This window comes from Campylobacter concisus, assembly GCF_003048535.1.
Taxonomy (GTDB): Bacteria; Campylobacterota; Campylobacteria; order Campylobacterales; family Campylobacteraceae; genus Campylobacter_A; species Campylobacter_A concisus_S.
In genome coordinates this window covers 114,079-130,604 of record NZ_PIRQ01000006.1, presented here as the reverse complement: position 1 = coordinate 130,604, position 16,526 = coordinate 114,079, and the positions used below count along the sequence as shown (strand labels likewise).

The 16,526-nt window shown below is 32.3% G+C and carries 11 protein-coding genes and 2 pseudogenes; 8 read left to right on the top strand and 5 right to left on the bottom strand.

Annotation, left to right across the window (positions count from 1 at the left end):
• Entirely contained in the window at positions 1–597 is a 597-nt protein-coding gene (locus CVS93_RS07025) for an effector protein (protein WP_107687089.1), read from the bottom strand.
• A 310-nt stretch (positions 598–907) separates the two neighbouring features.
• Here CVS93_RS07025 and CVS93_RS07015 point away from each other — a divergent pair.
• The 3 genes and pseudogenes from CVS93_RS07015 (at position 908) to CVS93_RS07000 (ending at position 3,421) form a co-directional block, all read left to right on the top strand.
• A pseudogene (locus tag CVS93_RS07015) lies at positions 908–1,473 on the top strand (DUF4391 domain-containing protein).
• 131 nt (positions 1,474–1,604) lie between these two features.
• Positions 1,605–1,903, top strand: a pseudogene (locus CVS93_RS07010) (hypothetical protein).
• A 303-nt stretch (positions 1,904–2,206) separates the two neighbouring features.
• Entirely contained in the window at positions 2,207–3,421 is a 1,215-nt protein-coding gene (locus tag CVS93_RS07000) for an ATP-binding protein (RefSeq protein WP_107687086.1), read from the top strand.
• A gap of 42 nt (positions 3,422–3,463) precedes the next feature.
• On the opposite strand, the gene CVS93_RS06995 is transcribed toward CVS93_RS07000, so the two are convergent.
• The 4 genes from CVS93_RS06995 to CVS93_RS06980 all read right to left on the bottom strand — a co-directional run bounded on the left by CVS93_RS06995 (position 3,464) and on the right by CVS93_RS06980 (position 7,247).
• Positions 3,464–5,917, bottom strand: a complete 2,454-nt coding sequence (locus CVS93_RS06995) for an aminotransferase (RefSeq protein ID WP_107687085.1) — start codon at positions 5,915–5,917, stop codon at positions 3,464–3,466.
• On the bottom strand, positions 5,907–6,269 hold the full coding sequence (gene mobC, locus CVS93_RS06990) for a plasmid mobilization relaxosome protein MobC (protein ID WP_107687084.1): 363 nt from the start codon (positions 6,267–6,269) through the stop codon (positions 5,907–5,909). Before mobC ends, CVS93_RS06995 begins: the two co-directional genes overlap by 11 nt.
• Before the next feature lie 152 nt (positions 6,270–6,421).
• Positions 6,422–6,967: a hypothetical protein gene (locus tag CVS93_RS06985; RefSeq protein ID WP_107687083.1), complete on the bottom strand. Its 546-nt coding sequence runs from the start codon at positions 6,965–6,967 to the stop codon at positions 6,422–6,424.
• A complete protein-coding gene (locus tag CVS93_RS06980; protein WP_035142770.1) occupies positions 6,945–7,247 on the bottom strand; it encodes a hypothetical protein in 303 nt (100 codons plus the stop codon). Before CVS93_RS06980 ends, CVS93_RS06985 begins: the two co-directional genes overlap by 23 nt.
• A 1,306-nt stretch (positions 7,248–8,553) precedes the next feature.
• Here CVS93_RS06980 and CVS93_RS06970 point away from each other — a divergent pair.
• The 5 genes from CVS93_RS06970 to CVS93_RS06950 all read left to right on the top strand — a co-directional run bounded on the left by CVS93_RS06970 (position 8,554) and on the right by CVS93_RS06950 (position 16,517).
• Positions 8,554–10,329, top strand: a complete 1,776-nt coding sequence (locus CVS93_RS06970) for a site-specific integrase (RefSeq protein WP_107687082.1) — start codon at positions 8,554–8,556, stop codon at positions 10,327–10,329.
• Between the two features lie 224 nt (positions 10,330–10,553).
• Positions 10,554–11,579 (top strand): DNA cytosine methyltransferase, encoded by a 1,026-nt coding sequence (locus CVS93_RS06965; RefSeq protein ID WP_103604117.1) that lies wholly within the window; start codon positions 10,554–10,556, stop codon positions 11,577–11,579.
• Positions 11,560–12,963 carry an ATP-binding protein gene (locus CVS93_RS06960; protein ID WP_107687081.1) on the top strand — a complete coding sequence of 468 codons (1,404 nt, stop codon included), beginning with the start codon at positions 11,560–11,562 and terminating at the stop codon, positions 12,961–12,963. The genes CVS93_RS06965 and CVS93_RS06960 overlap by 20 nt, the downstream gene beginning before the upstream one ends.
• Positions 12,953–15,616, top strand: a complete 2,664-nt coding sequence (locus CVS93_RS06955) for a Z1 domain-containing protein (RefSeq protein WP_103604119.1) — start codon at positions 12,953–12,955, stop codon at positions 15,614–15,616. Before CVS93_RS06960 ends, CVS93_RS06955 begins: the two co-directional genes overlap by 11 nt.
• On the top strand, positions 15,609–16,517 hold the full coding sequence (locus CVS93_RS06950) for a PD-(D/E)XK motif protein (RefSeq protein ID WP_103604120.1): 909 nt from the start codon (positions 15,609–15,611) through the stop codon (positions 16,515–16,517). Before CVS93_RS06955 ends, CVS93_RS06950 begins: the two co-directional genes overlap by 8 nt.
• Positions 16,518–16,526 lie beyond the last annotated feature (9 nt).

Sequence of the window (16,526 nt, the reverse complement as noted above, 5' to 3'; positions counted from 1 at the left end):
TTAGTTGATTTTATCTTTTAGTTTAGCAATAATTTCGTCAAGCTTGCAGCCATCTTGAGCGTTTTTTAGGCACTCATTTATCTCGGTCATCTTTTTGGTAAATTCGTTTTTTATAATGCCAGCTACAAATTCCTCGCTGTTAGTCTCGTCTAAGATAGGATACATATCTCGCCAGATATCTTTGATCCACCAGCCGCATTTTGATATGCAAGGAAACTCTTTAAGCTCGCCAAGCTTTAGGGCCATCATAACTTCATCAGAGTGCTTAATATCGTCTGTGACAAAGTCTTTATGTATGCTATCAAAGCTCGTAAACATGCGGTAGCCAAGGCTTGATACGTTATTTTCAGAGCAAATTCTAAACTGAAAAACATTATCTTCATAGTCTAAATTCGATATGCAAATTTGATGTTTTTGGGTGAAATTTGGAAACGAGTCAAACCTCTTGTCATCTATACTAAGCTGCCATTTGGAGCTGTTGTCGTTAGCTAAGAACTCTTCAAAGCTTAGTTTTACAAATTCTTTATAGCTCATCTCATCAGCTGTGAAAAAGTCATAGTTGCTACTGTTTTTTTCTTTAAAATCTTTAAATTTCATATTGTTTCCTATTAAATATCATCTCGAACTTATCCAAAACGATATTTCACTATTCTATGATAATTTATCTTATTGATCTTTAAAATTTTAATCAGATTTTCTAAAACTTATTCTATATTCTTTATCCTTTTTTGAGTGCTATAACGACCTTTGAGTCTATTTTAGTATATTAGAAACCACACGATTTATTAGTTACCTTATAATTAATAAGAGAATTGTTCACTGTGGATAAAAAAGTTAAAATTAATCTTGCTAATATGGATTATAAAACATGTAAGATAGAACTTAGAATTTAGAGATATCATCTGCTTTGAAAAAAATATTCATAGGGCAAGTAGATAAAATTATTTGGAGCAATAAAATTGCGTCCTCAACTATCAATCTTGCAGCTGGCGATCTCGCAAAAGAGTTCGAAGTCTTTGAGGTATCTTTAAAGAGCCCAAGCCTAGATGGTGAGCTATTGCGCCACATAGATAGGCTGGCGCCATATCATATAGTTTTATCTTAGAGTACCAAGACAGATATAAAGTTTGCATTAGCTACAAAGAGGCCACTATATCTGGAAATATGGCTTTTAAAGTAAATTCTTACTACTATACCGACTGGCAAAACAAGCAAGATTTGCATTTAAAGCTAGAAAGCTTAAATCTTGACACAGCCTATGAAAATTTTATTCGTCAAATAGCTGGCGATAAATTACAAAATTTGATTTTAGGCGAAAGCCTCAAAGAGTCTGTAGCTAGGTTGGAGCAAAAGGAGCTTTTACAAAGGCAAATTTTAGCGTTAGAATCTAAAATTCTCAAAGAAAAGCAGCTGCTCTTAAGAATGATGAAAAAGCGACGGCGATTATACAGCATATTACTTATAATGCGCTAGATGAAAAATACGATACCGCGGTTTTTACGGATCCTACGATAAAAGGTCAGCTTGAAAAAAATGCAGTTAAAATAAAAAAACATCTTTACGATCATGTCGTATATGACTCGACGAATGAGAAGAATTTTGCAATGGAACTAGATGCAAGCAAGGACGTTGCGGTTTATGTTAAGCTTCCAAGTGGCTTTATATAAGCACGCCTGTGAGAAAATACAACCCCGACTGGGCGATCGCGTTTTATGAGGGCAATATTAAGCATATTTATTTTGTTGCAGAGACCAATGGGTCTATGAACTCTATGCAGCTTCGCCAAGTCGAAAAGTCTAAAATCCACTGCGCAAAGGAGCATTTTAAGGCTATAAGTAGTGATAGTGTGGTCTATGACGTAGTAGATAGCTACAAATCGCTACTGGATAAAGTTATGAGGTAAAAATTTATTGGTAAGTTAGGTCGCAGCATAAAAGAGCCTGTGCAATATTCCAAAAATGGTTATTGCGCTGCTCCTTTTGAGGGAAAATTTAACTGCCATTTGTCAATATTAAGATCTGAGGTGATATTGCTTAAAACCCTACCAATAAAATACTCAGTGTGATAAAAAATAACAGTGGCTGACTTAATCTTACCAGTTTTAGTTCGAATTAAATTTAAATATACAATTATCTTAACCAAACCATCCTTGTAAAATTTTATATATTATAGTATTATACTCCTAAATATTTAAGGATAAAGCACTATGTATATAAAACGAGCCATAGCCAATGAGATAAAAGAGTATATGAAAAGCTTTCCAGTGCTTTTGATAAGCGGGGCTAGACAGGTTGGTAAATCAACCCTTGCTTTAAATTTAGAGATACCAAACTACGTAACGCTTGACGATATAAACATATATGAATCCGCAAGAAACGACCCCAAAGGCTTTATAGAGCACTGTAATAAGCCTATCGTGATAGATGAGATACAAAGAGTACCAATACTGCTTGTTGCCATAAAAGAATTTGTAGATAAAGATAGAACAAATGGGCAGTTCATACTAACTGGCTCTGCAAATTTAAAAGGCTTTAAAGATATATCCGACTCGCTTGCTGGCAGGATAGGCATAGTAGAGCTTTACCCGCTTTCTCAAAAAGAGTTAAGTCATAGTGATGAAAATCTGATAGATATTTTAAGTAGCGATATAGGCCATCTGGTGTTTAGAAAATATGACAACGACGGCTTATCTGAAAAGATCATAAATGGCGGTTACCCAGAGATCACAAAGATAAGCTCTGAAAAATCAAAATATCTCTGGTTTAGCTCATATATAAGAACATATATAGAATCAGACGCCAAAGAGATAGGTAACATAAGAAATATGGATAAATTTATCACTATGTACCGATTGTGTATGCTAAGAAGTGGCAATATCTTTAACAAAAACGAGCTATGCTTGGAGTCTGGGCTTGATAATAAGACATTTGATAGCTATTTTAGCGTGCTGGAGCATACATACCAGATCCAAAAGCTTCAGCCGTATTTTAATAATGCTCTAAAAAGGCTTATAAAAACACCTAAAATTTTTGCTACTGACACCGGAGTACTATCGCATCTGCTACAAATTTCATCACCAAATGAGCTTGCTAGCTCGCCATACAAAGGCGCAATATATGAAACATTTGTATTTGACGAACTTCTAAAAGCAAATACTAGTAGTAAAAAACGAGCCAATATATACTACTACCGAACGAGCGATCAAAAAGAGATAGACTTTATCCTTGAGATATTGGGTAAGCTCATAGCCATAGAGGTCAAATCCTCAAAAACTATCAGCAAAGATGACTTTAAGCATATCTACCACTTAAAAGAGAATTTACAAAATAAATTTGATAAGGGCATAGTTTTTTATGCTGGAGATACGGCTATGAAGCTAGATGATGATATGTTTGCATTGCCGTTTGGATTTATGGGGTGAGAGATGGCTAATAATTTGGCTTCTATAACAGCTCGTAATAGTCTACCTCTCCAAACTATCATATCCTGACTTTATATTCTGTTCTTTGGTCTCTATTATATTTGATGGTTGTTTTGTTTGCTCTATCCCAAAGTTCTTATCAAGTCCTTGATCGTATAGCTCTTGCTTTGTTATTTTTAGTGAACCAAAAGATATATGATCATTTGTTAGATATATCTTATCTGTTTTATAACGCTCCTTTAGCTTATTAAAACCTTGCATATCCTGCCAATTTTTCATATAGGTTTTTATGTTATAAATTAGGCCTTGGTAGTTAATTCGAACTATATCTGATAGATATTTTTTAAAGTTTTCGGTTCTATTTATAAAAGCTAAATAGTATCTATTTATATCTAGATGGTAATCGATGCCTTTTACGAAGCCTTCATATTCATTTTGTGTAATACCTAGCTTTTTAATGAGATCGTCATCATCATAAAATCCAGTTTTTATCTTTCTAGCTGCTTCATAAAATTTATCTCTAATGTAGATATATGGAGTATAGTGTCTATTTTGGTTAAAAGAATAGGCTGTGTTTTCTTCTGGCAAGTATAGATATCTACTGTTATTATTAAAAAGTATTTGACAATCTTCATATTTTTTAACCATAGTGTTTTCTTCAAAGTATTCTATTAACTCTTTTATCGGAATCTTTGATGATATAGCTTGGTAGCTTGTTCTTTTAATATGTGAGTTGGTATCTTTTGTTTCATGACCAAGCTCATATTTTCTTAGATTTTGTAAATCTTCATATATGGCTTTAATATCCATATTATTAATATCTGTTTTTAAGCCAGCATCTTCAATGGCTCTTGTATTATCAAAAGTTTTTCCACTAATGCTTACAAGTTCAGATCCTGGCACTGGAGTGTAGTGAAATTTACTAGGATGCAAGCTGGAGTTATTTACTATGTTACATAACCCAAGCTCTCTTGTTATCTCTTTTATGTATTCATCATATTCATTTAAGCTTGGAGTCTTTGTTGTGGGTATGATGAGTTTAAATTTCTCTACTTTTGTGTCTGGCGCTTGATAGGTGGTTGGGTGTATGAAGCCTTTTATTCCTTTACTTTGTAGTAAATTTTGAGCATCATTTGCAGTAAATTTAGAGTTATCTATATCATATATAAGCGTAGGAGTTATGCCATCAATACTGCTAGCTTCTTCACTTTTATCTTTGAAACTTGCCACTGATATAGCTGAATAGTTTTTAAGTATTGATTTTAGATTGTATGGCTCTATTTGTATCGTTTTCCAGCTATTTAACACTTGAGCTTTTGGGTCTTTATTTGGCGTGCCAAAGTCACTACTTACACTTAATGTTATCTTTGGCTCATTTTTATTGGCCTCAAGCTCTATAAGCATTTGCTCTAGCTCATTAACTACGTGAAACAACGCTCCTTTTCTGCCATTATAGACTATCTTACACATTAGGTCAGTTAGATTATAAGTTCCATTAAAACCATCCACTCTTACTTTATATTTGTCATTTACCATTTCAGGTTTTGCGGTAATGTTAAATTTTGCATTGATCATAGGCAAAAATTCTCTTATATCCATTGCGTTAAGCCTCTTTGCCCTATCATAATAGTCTTTTTTGAAACTCTCATCTTCTTCTATCATTCTTAATAGATAATCAGCTGTAGAATTTTTAGCATCAGCTAGTAACTCTTCAACACTTATATTTTGCTCTTTTGTATTAGCTTTTGGCTCGATCACAACATCTGTTTCTATCTTTATCTGTGTATCTTTTTCTTTGCCTTTCTTAACCTTTTGTGCTGCACTTTTAAAGCTTTCATATTGTTTATTTAGTTGGTCTTCATCCATACCTAAAGGCTCTATATTATTTAGACCATACTTGTTAGATAAGATGTCATTAACCACTCTTTTAAATTTTTCTGCTGATTTAGCCATAACAGCTTTTATTTGTTGCTTGGCTGCACCTTTTGTATATATAACTCCACCGGTTTTTACACTATGGGTAAATTTCATATTTTCAAAAGAGACTATCAGATGAATATGAGGCTCTCTTTTTAGCGGTTCGCCATTTTTATGTTTTTTATTTAATACTCTGTTTTCTAGTGCCCCTTCTGGACGAGGAATATATGGCTCTTCTTTGATTATAGGCAGATGAGCTTCAGCATAAAAAAGTAGCTCATCTATGTCGTGATTTGGGAAAGTGAGCCTCAAAAAATCCATTATAAGCTCATCTATATTGCCACTTTCATATAGTCTGCTCCACTCCTCTGAAGTAAATGACAAGGATATGTGATAGTAGTTATATTTTTTACTCTTTTTATTGCTCTGGTGCTTTTCAGACATCTCGATAAGATCTAAATTCCCAGCCAGTGGCAATCTATCATCTTTTTCATCTCTAGTTAGCTTTGAATCTCTTTTCTTGCCAGTTTTTAGATAATCAGCTATGCCCTTTTCTCCTTTTGAGATCTTAACTATCATATCTACTCCTTATTAGGCTTAAAATTTCAGTTAGGATTGATTGAATTTTGTACAAATCTTCTTGTGCTCGCAGTATCACTTCTAAAGCTATATTACCACTGGTCTTATAAGCTATATTTAGTTTCTTTGCTATTTGATTAATGTTATTAAAAGGTCTAGCAAAATTTGCAATGATTGCTGGATATAGCTCTTTCTTTTTTATGGATTCAGAATTTACAGTGCCATTATCTATAAGGTAGGAAATGATTTCTGATCTTGACATATCTAACTCTAGGGCTATTTTAGATAGCTTATCGTATTGTTGATAAGTGATCCTTGCGGAGAGCACCTTATCCTTGACATTTTTTGACATATGATATCCTTTCATAAAATGTGATAGCGAGAAGAAGCGTTTTAACGCTTCTTATATCTAGCATTGTAGCCCTCGGCAGAGCAAGATTATACAAGGTATGAAAACGAAGTGTCATACATTGTATGTGTCTTGCTATTAGAAAAATTTGCTTGCTACTGAACATTGCTGTCACCATTTGTGTTTAGCCATTTAGTAAAATCCTCGCTAGCTTTTTGACCATCTTGGTTGTAAATATGGATAATAAAGCCTTGAAGATTAGACACGTTATAAAGTGCTTTATCTAGCCTATTTTGTAGTGAAGATTTGGTTTCATTTGTCTTATGGCTATCATAAAACAAGTAGCCAAAAAAGAAGAGTGCTTCTATAAACACAATGGTAATTAACACATATGCTATCTTTTTCATCAAAGAGGTAAAAGATGAGTTAATCTTTGATATAGTTTTATCTGCACTCTTTAGAGTATTTTGAAAGTTGTTTTGAATCTCTTTTGTTGCATTTATAAGTTCAATACCTCCTTGCTCTATAAGTTCTATTTTTTCTTTAAAGCTTTTATCAAAGCTATCTGCGGCTTGATTAAAAAGTTCAATATTATTTCTAATATTTTCACTAACCTTATTACCAATTTCGATATGTTCTTGTAGAGCAATTACTGCGTTTGCCGCAACTGCTGTATCACTACTCTTGATTGTTAGTGCCATTGCTTAGTTCCTCATCGTTTTTTTCGTCTTCTTTGGAACCGAGAATATGACATGCATCAGAGGGTTGGTTTGCATTTTTTGCCTCATATTCTTTCTTCCATTTGGAAAACTCATTATTTGATAGCTTGATACCAAAACGATCTTCGATTACTAGCCTGCACTCTTTGATCGTAGCTTTTTGTGGAAACAAGGCTTCAATGCATGCTTGTTTAATCTCCTGTTTTATTTTATTTTTTCTGATAGCTTTTAAATCATTTAAAAGCATTTTTTTATTAGCCATGTTTTTCTCCTATGACTTTTTAAAATTTTATAAAGACAGCAATAGCCATCTCACCAAAATAGACATACCTATAGTTTGCCCAATAAACTCAATATGGTTGGTATTAATGAAGTTCTTATTTAAGTAGTTTAAAAGTAGAGAACGGTTACAATAAAAACGCTAAAATTTATCGTAGAGGTTCTTTTCTAACACTTAAACAGAACCTCTGCTTCTAACTAATTTTGATCATCTTAACCTCCTTTGGTTAAAAATATTTTATTTTTAAAAATTGTGAGCATTATAATCTTTTTTTATAGTCGAGTCAATGAATTTGATAGTAAGTAGAATAAAAAAATGATTTTATGTTTTAAAAAGCACGATATATCAAGGGGTTTTTGCTTATAATTGATTGTATAGCATAAAAATACTTATGAATTACTTAATGCTAGTATTTATATGAGGAATCGAAACAAATATCTTAAAATTACCAAATAAAAATTATTGCATCATCATCAATTGCGCACCAAATACTCTCCAAACAAATTCTCAAATTTTGCCTTTAAATACTCTGACTCTTTTATCTTTATAAATGGTAGCCAGTATTTGACATACGCAGGATCTCGTGATGCTTATGCAGCCTATCTCTATTTTGTGTTTTATCGCTAGGGGTATGAATGTATAATAATCATCAAAAATATTTTTTAGCCAATATTCAATAGCTACAAACGCCATTTCTACTATACATCTATACTTATTTTATTTAAACTATGATAAAAATTTAACCCGGCAAAGTGACAGATTATATTATAGTAGATTATTCGTTAAAAAATTTTACTTGTTTTTTAAAAATTTTACAAAAACGTGTTAAAATTACTGCAAGCTTAAGAATTTGCTACATAAAATTTTATTTTGCTACAAACATTAAGCTATATTTCATGAAAGGTGACTGCAATATAATATTGTAGAAACATCGTAGTTTAGGTATTTATGGTGTCACGGGGGAGACTTGAACTCCCGACCTCCGGCTTATGAGGGTTTTTTATATAAGCTCCTGAAAGCCTGAAATACGCACTTTAGACGATTTTTTGCTTAGTGATTACATAAAACTGTTCCATTTTTGACCGGTTGACTATTAAATATGGGACACCACTTAAGGGAACGAAACGGCATATACTATTATAGAGCCACACTTACTCCAAGCATCAGAAAGTTTTTTAACGAAAAGCGAGAAATTTGTTTCTCCACATCCACAAATCTCTTGGAAAAAGCTAGAAAAAGGGCTAAGATTCTAGACAATAATCTTTACCTGATAAAAAGGGCGGTTCACATGAATCTTAGTGATAGCATAATCCAATCTTTTGTAAATTCGTTTATGAAAGTAAAGCTTAGTAAGAGCATCAAAGAGCACTCTCTTCTTAATAAGAAACTAGATGTAGAATTTCTAAATGCGCTCAATGACTACTTTAAGCAAAGCTTGATAGATGGTGACCTACCTCAAACTTTAATTAAGGATATAAGTAATATCGCTAATACTACTGGCACTCTTGGTAGTAAGGATAAGGAGAGTATAGGGCAAACTCTTTTAGAGAAGAACATACTAACACTTGACTATCTTGTATCAAAGCTTGAAAAGAGCAGTGTGCTCTTTTACGACAAACGTGAGCACTTTTTCCTTGAAGATGGCTCTAATGATACTAAAGTCACACCTACCTCATTTAACGCCAAGGATATAGCTTCGTTTCAAGAGAATATAAAAGAGCTTGAAGATAGTGGCTGTTTGCCTATTACGGATGGGCAGATTAAGGCTATGGCTAAGAGGATTAGCGAAACGGTTTATGCCATACTAGATCAAAAGTATGGCTCAACTTCAAATTTAAAGCTAGTAAAAACAAAGAGATGTGATAGAAGCATAGAAGATATAATAATGGACCCAAATCCACCAAAAAATATCAAGATAAAACTAGATGATGAGAGTAGTTTTAGTATGATCAGCCCTAGTGTTCAAATGATGGAAGAGTATGAGATAAGGCATGTGCCGCAAGGAGCGTCATATAGCTCTAGCCACCAAGTCACAGCCTTAAATTTAGAAGATCAAAAGAGTCTAAAAGACGCATTTGAAACTTTTGAAACGAATACCAAAAAGGTAGACAAATGGTCGCAAGATACGCAAAGACTAGTAGGCTGTGTAAAAAAGCTTCTGCTTTTATTTTTTAAGGAAGATGCACCAGTTGCTAATATAACTAGGGATAACTTGCTAGAATTTAGAGAGCTACTCTATAAAATTCCAACCAAACTAGCCCAAAAGAGCAGGTACAAAGATAAAAATTTATCTCAAATACTTAAGCTAAGCGAAAAAGACGACAAGCTCTCTGAAGTTACTATCCAAAAATACATGATAAGGGTTATTCAGTTTTTTAACTACTGCTTTGATAGTGGCTATATAAGCAGAAGTATAACTGCAAAAATGAACGTCAAGATAGATGTAGACCCTAGTGAGAGAGCCGTGCTTCCATACGATGTATCAGAAGCTAGAAAGATCTTTGATATAGTAACTAGCATCAAGCAAAGCGGCAAATCACCAAGCACAAGGATAGAGGCTAGTGAGCTATATTATGTCACAATGATAGCTGCATATAGTGGCATGAGGATAAAAGAGATCACACAGCTTCATAAGGAAGATATAGCCTTAAAAGATGGAATTTACTGCTTTAATATAAATACAAACGATAGTAAAACCACCAAGACTAAAAATAGCATTAGATTTGTGCCTATTCATAGTAAGCTCATAGATCTAGGTCTGTTAGAATATGTTAATAGTAAGAAAAACGGAAATATATTTAAGGTAAGCAACAAGGACTTCTCTGAAATTTTTAGAAGCCAGATTCAAAGAAAGTTTATAGACAAAGACTCTAAAAAGACCTTCTACTCTTTTAGACACTACTTTATAGACTATCTAGTGCAGCGCGAGGTAGAAGCTAACCTTATAGCCCAGATAGTAGGACATGAAAAGCAGTATAAAATTTTACTAAACACTTATGCCAAGCCTATTAATGCAAACACACTAAAGGCTAAAATAGAGATGGTATCGTATGATAATGAATAGGAGTAAATTTTAAAGCATGAGTTTTAAGACTATTATTATATCTTATTTAGTATTATTTTAGGTATTAAATAAAGGATAAAAATGCAAACTATACGCAAAACAATATCATGTGGCACAGCACTTAAGGAAAAGAAGTTGAATTTGAGACCAACTACCCTAAAACCAAATGCTTTTATATTTTATAAGTATTGTTATATAATTCATAAAAATTAAAAAGGTTTTTTGTGACTTACAGAGTAGGAAGTTTATTTGCTGGAGTTGGTGGTGTGTGCCAAGCATTTAAAAATTCAAATTGTAATGTTGTATGGGCAAATGAAATTGATAAAGATGCTTGTAAAACTTACCGATTGAATCACGTCAGTACCAATCTCATTGAAGGAGATGTTAAAAAGTTAAACGGTAAAAATTTAAGTGATATAGATATATTAACAGCAGGTTTTCCTTGTCAGCCCTTTTCACTTGCTGGACATGGCAGAGGGTTTGAAGATGAGCGTGGTAAGCTTTTTTTTGAAGTATCAAGATTACTAAAAGAGTTAAGGCCGAAAGCCTTTTTTTTAGAGAATGTTAAAACCATAGCTTCTCATAATAACGGTGAAACTTTTAAAACCATTAGAAATGAGATAAAAAGAGCTGGATATTCTTTTATACCATTTATATTAAACGCTGCAAAGTATACAGATATACCACAGGGAAGGGAAAGAATTTATATTGTAGGCTTTAAGGATGAAGACGACTATTTATTTGAAAAACCTATAAAAGAAAATATAAAAGAAGCGAAACAAGCCAATCTGCTATCTAGCAAGTTTAAAATTCCCAAGGAAACAAATAAGAAACCAAAAAGTATAAAATTCTTTCTAGATAACTCGTGCGTTACCTTGACTGATATTTATAACGACAAAAATAATAAAATTCACCGCAAAGTGATAGAGAGTGTAGTGGATGAAAATATTGTTTATCAGTATAGACGCTATTATGTTCGCCCTAATAAATCAAATGTGTGCCCTACTCTAACTGCAAATATGGGTGCAGGTGGACACAATATACCAATTATATTAGATGATGGTGTAATAAGAAGATTAACCCCAAAAGAATGCTTTAATTTACAAGGCTTTTCAAGAGACTTTATACTCCCATCAAATATATCAAGAGCACAGTTGTATAAGCAGGCTGGAAATTCTGTTGTTGTGCCAATGGTTGAAAAAATTGCAAAAGAGATTGTAGCGGTGTTGGATGGATCCGATAGAAATTAATCCAAATGTTGCAAATTTTATCAAATCGCTTCGCGACATAGGGTATACTTTCGAAGTGGCAGTTGCAGATATAATTGATAACAGCATATCTGCTGGTGCAAATGATATAAAAATTTATGCCATACAACATCCTGAGCCGTTTTTTTGCATTCTAGATAATGGTGCGGGAATGGACGAAGATGAATTAATAGAAGCTATGAGGCTATCATCAAAAAATCCAGATGAAAAAAGAGATGATATCGCACTTGGTAAATTTGGTTTAGGTCTTAAAACGGCTTCATTTTCTCAATGCAAAAAACTTACCGTTATATCAAAGAAATGTAATCAGATAAATATTAAGCAATGGGACTTAGACTATATCTCTAAAAGCGATAAATGGCTACTTTTGACGCCTGAGTTGAGTGAGTATAAAAATCTTGAAATTTTTAAAGATTTTTATAAAAACGATAATTCTACTCTTGTCATATGGGAAGATATGGACAAAATCGAGCAAATTTCAGAATGTTTAGAAATACTAAGAGAGCATTTGTCTTTGGTTTTTCATCAATTTTTAGAGGGTGCTGACGGCGCAAGAAAAATAAAAATATCCATCAATAATAATCCGTTAATACCTTTTAATCCGTTTAATCCAACACATGATGCAACCTTTATAAAATTTACAGAAATAATTAAATACAACGAAAAAGAAATAAAAATTACCCCATTTATCTTACCGCATCATTCAAAAGTGACTTCATCGGAATGGGAAAAATATGGCGGAAGAGGTGGCTATATAAAATCTCAAGGTTTCTATCTTTATAGAGCCCACAGATTACTTGTCTATGGTAAATGGTGGGGAACTCTAAAATCTAGCGATGCGACAAAGCTTGTTCGCATAAAGATTGAAATTTCAAACGATCAAGACGAGTTGTGGAATATTGATGTAAAAAAGTCTATCGCAAATCCAGTTGCTGGCTTGAAAGAAGAGCTCAAAAGAGTTGCTCTATACTCCATAAAAGATGGGGTAAAGCCCTTTTCTACTCGTGGTCGTAAAATAAATGACAAAAATGTTACTAGATTTTGGGATTTAGTTTGCGAAGATAGCAAAATTTATTTTGCAATAAATAAAGAAAATCCAATGCATCAAAAATTATTAGATTTATTGGATTTGCAAACAAGAGAACTATTTCAGCTATACCTAAAATCACTTGAGGCATGCATACCATTAGAAGCTATACAGGTACAGGTCCAGCAAAATCCACATAATTTTAGGCAAGAGGATATTATTTCAAATACAGAAGCGGTTAAAATACTGGAATATCTAAAAAATATAGGACTTAGCGAAGATGAAATTAAAAAAATAGAGATTTTTAAAAAATATAAGGATCCGTTGGATGGAATGTAGTTTTTATGAAGAAGTTTTTAATTTTTCAAAAAGTAGTTTGACCAACAAGTACTCTAAACAGAATGAGGTTTTACAAGAGGAAGATATTGACAACGAAATATCTCGAGTAAAAAGATTTATTAAGTCCGACATTAAAGTTGATATATTTAACCAAGACGGCGATTTTTCAGATAATGATTATGAAAAACTAAAAGACGACTTAGAGAAATATTTTAATGTAAGGATGAGTACGGGCTTAGTAATAAAAGGCGATGAACAAAAACGACGCAATACGTCTTGGTATAGCATAAACACAAAAGCCAATAATAGTAATTTTTACTGGGATAGATTGGAAAAATTTTATAAAAACTTCTTGCCTCCGCAAGTCATTAAAACTGTAGATGATGATACTGATATGATAATGAATCAAATTGGAGATCCAAGAGAGAATGAATTTAGCGTATACGGTATGGTTGTAGGGCATGTTCAATCTGGCAAAACTTCAAATTATGCTTCATTGATATGTAAGGCTGCCGATATTGGTTATAAATTTATAGTTATTGTTGCTGGAGATAAAAACAATCTTAGAAACCAGACTCAAATTCGTATAAATGAGGCTTTTGTTGGTAAAAATGACTCAAAAATAGTCGGGGTTGGACTTGATGATTTGCTTAATGCAAATAGAATGCAACCCATTAGCTTGACTACGGAAATAAGCGATTTTAATACAAGAGATGCACATAAAAACTCACAAGGTATAAATTTTGACAATATCAATACGCCCGTACTTTTGGTTATAAAGAAAAACGCAAGCACTCTTTCCAATGTCATAAGATGGATCAAGTCTCATTATAATAATAAAATTTCAAAACATGCCATGTTATTGATAGATGACGAGTCTGACTACGCTTCCATAAACACAAAAGAGGAAGACGATCCAACTACCATAAATAAAGAGCTAAGGGCTCTTTTGGAACTTTTTGAAAAAAGCTCCTATGTTGCATATACTGCCACCCCTTATGCAAATATTTTTATAGATCATACGATAGAAGATGAGCAAAGTGTAAAGATTAAAAATATGAATGAGCATATCTCTAAAGATCTTTTTCCAAGAGATTTTATATATGCCCTTGATGCACCGACTAATTATTTTGGTGCTGAAAAGATTTTTATAGATAATCCTGATAAATATTTAATAGATATTAATGATTATGATGAAAAAATTCCTTTAAGACATAAAAAAGATCACCTTATATCCGAATTGCCACAAAGTCTATACGAGGCTATAAATGTATTTATACTAAATGTGGCAACAAGGGATTTAAGGGGTCAAATTAAGCATAATAGTATGCTTGTTAATATTAGTCGTTTTTCTGATGTGCATGAAAAAATTGCTAGCCTGATAGATGAATATTTAAAAGTATTAAAAAATGATATTAATGCTTTTATTTTACTGCCAAATTGTGTAGAGCAAAGTAGATTGATATTAAACTTAAAGGATGTTTTTAAAACAAAATTTGATATAGAATTTTCATGGTTGGAGATTTCAAAAAAATTATCCGAAATAGCAACCAGTATTCTAGTAATAGAGGTTCATCAAAAGAGCAAGAAACCACTCAATTACAATACCGGTGAAAGAGTAAATGTCATTGCAGTCGGAGGACTTAGCCTGTCACGTGGCTTTACCCTAGAAGGACTCAGTGTTAGTTATTTTATAAGAAATACCATATTCTATGATACGCTTATGCAGATGGGTAGATGGTTCGGGTATAGACAAGGTTATGAGGATTTGTGTAAAATTTATATACCAGAAGAGATTCAAACCCATTTTAGATTTATTATTGAGGCTACAAATGAGCTTATGTATAAATTTAAAGAGATGGCGGAAGATGGTCTAACTCCTTATAATTTTGGACTAGCTGTCAGACAAGATCCAAACAGTCAATTACAAATTACAGCCAAAAATAAGATGAAAAACGCAGAAGAAAAATGTATTTCATTGGATTTAAGTGGAAAGCTAATAGAAACAGTAAGATTTGCTAAAAACCCACAACTGCACGATAATAATTTAAATATTTTAAAAGAGTTTATAGAATCACTTAATAGAGGTAGTAAAAAAGGAAGCGCCACTATATATAAAAATATAGATAAAATGGAAATATTAAATTTTATAAATAACTTTAGTGTTATAAAAGCACATATGCAGTTAGATTTTATAAGGGCATATCTGGAAGATAAGAATACAGTGTGGGATGTTGTTCTTTATGGAGGAAAGGGTGTGTTTTTAGAAAAATTTGGGATAAATATGGAAGAGCGCTCAAAATTGCAAGATAGAGGTGATTATATAGAACTTGGGAATAGAAAACTATCGGCAGGAGATCCTGAGAAAGCATTACTAGATGATGAAATTTATGAACAAAGCAAGAAAGAAAAAAGGGGCGACAGGTCTTCATTTTTAAGAAAAAATTTGAAAAATCCAATTTTAATGTTGCATATATTAGACACCAAAAATAATCAAATCGGATTTGGTTGCAATATATTGCCAGCCTATGGCGTTTGTTTTCCTAATGATGGTGTTTGTAGTAGCTCTCAAACTATTAAATATTTCATCAATAAAGTATGCCAAGAAGAGATGCTTTTGGAATTTGATGAGCTAGAAGAGCAAGATGATTAATCCTTGGAATGATATGAAAAATAATACCAGAAGAAGGGTTAATGGTGACAATAGATATGATATTTTTTGGATAGTGGATTTGGATGGAAGATATACTTTTGGCATTGAACTAGATTTTTGTATAAAAACTAGTAAAAAGAGTATAAAATTTATTGGTTTAAATACACTAAGAAAAGATTTTAAAGATGCTACCAAATTTTATATAGCACTAAACAATAATTCCAATTGGCAACTATTTGTATTGGTTTGCAACGATATTATTTCTCTTTTAAATACTTGCAATAATAATGAAAATGTTTTAGACAATATAGAAACAAGACTCCTAAAATGGAAAAAATTTTTTATTTTAAATGATGATGATTTTGGGGCAGAAAGGCAAATGGGGCTATTTGGTGAACTTAGCTTTTTAAATAATATTGCAGCTAAACAAGTTGGTTTTGAAGAGGCATTAAGTTCTTGGGTTGGGGCAGATTTTGATAAACAAGACTTTTTATTTAATGACTGCGCTGTTGAGATTAAAACGTATAAAGCTTCAAAATCACCACATGTTACAATTTCATCTGCTTATCAACTTTATACAACTAAAGAAAAATTATATCTCGCAGTATACTCTTTATCTATAAATTCGCAAGGACTTAGTGTTGAGGACATCATAAAGAGTATAGAAGTAAAGGTCGCTGACGTAGAATCATTTTATAAAAAGCTTTTTTCGTATGGCTATAAATCAAATTTCCAAGTAGAACTATTAAAATTTAAAATAGATAAAATTTTATTTTTTAATGTAGATAATAAATTTCCAAAAATTACTTCCATAGATATAGATTCCAGAATTCATAACGTAAAATATACGGTAGATTTATTAAAATGCAATGAATTTTTGTTGGAGAGAATAAAACTTTAAAGGCAAAAA

Coding starts and splice junctions, on each gene's coding strand:
- CVS93_RS07025 (WP_107687089.1), bottom strand. CDS start 597: ATGAAATTTAAAGATTTTAAAGAAAAAAACAGTAGCAACTATGACTTT.
- CVS93_RS07000 (WP_107687086.1), top strand. CDS start 2,207: ATGTATATAAAACGAGCCATAGCCAATGAGATAAAAGAGTATATGAAA.
- CVS93_RS06995 (WP_107687085.1), bottom strand. CDS start 5,917: ATGATAGTTAAGATCTCAAAAGGAGAAAAGGGCATAGCTGATTATCTA.
- mobC (WP_107687084.1), bottom strand. CDS start 6,269: ATGTCAAAAAATGTCAAGGATAAGGTGCTCTCCGCAAGGATCACTTAT.
- CVS93_RS06985 (WP_107687083.1), bottom strand. CDS start 6,967: ATGGCACTAACAATCAAGAGTAGTGATACAGCAGTTGCGGCAAACGCA.
- CVS93_RS06980 (WP_035142770.1), bottom strand. CDS start 7,247: ATGGCTAATAAAAAAATGCTTTTAAATGATTTAAAAGCTATCAGAAAA.
- CVS93_RS06970 (WP_107687082.1), top strand. CDS start 8,554: ATGAATCTTAGTGATAGCATAATCCAATCTTTTGTAAATTCGTTTATG.
- CVS93_RS06960 (WP_107687081.1), top strand. CDS start 11,560: ATGGATCCGATAGAAATTAATCCAAATGTTGCAAATTTTATCAAATCG.
- CVS93_RS06955 (WP_103604119.1), top strand. CDS start 12,953: ATGGAATGTAGTTTTTATGAAGAAGTTTTTAATTTTTCAAAAAGTAGT.
- CVS93_RS06950 (WP_103604120.1), top strand. CDS start 15,609: ATGATTAATCCTTGGAATGATATGAAAAATAATACCAGAAGAAGGGTT.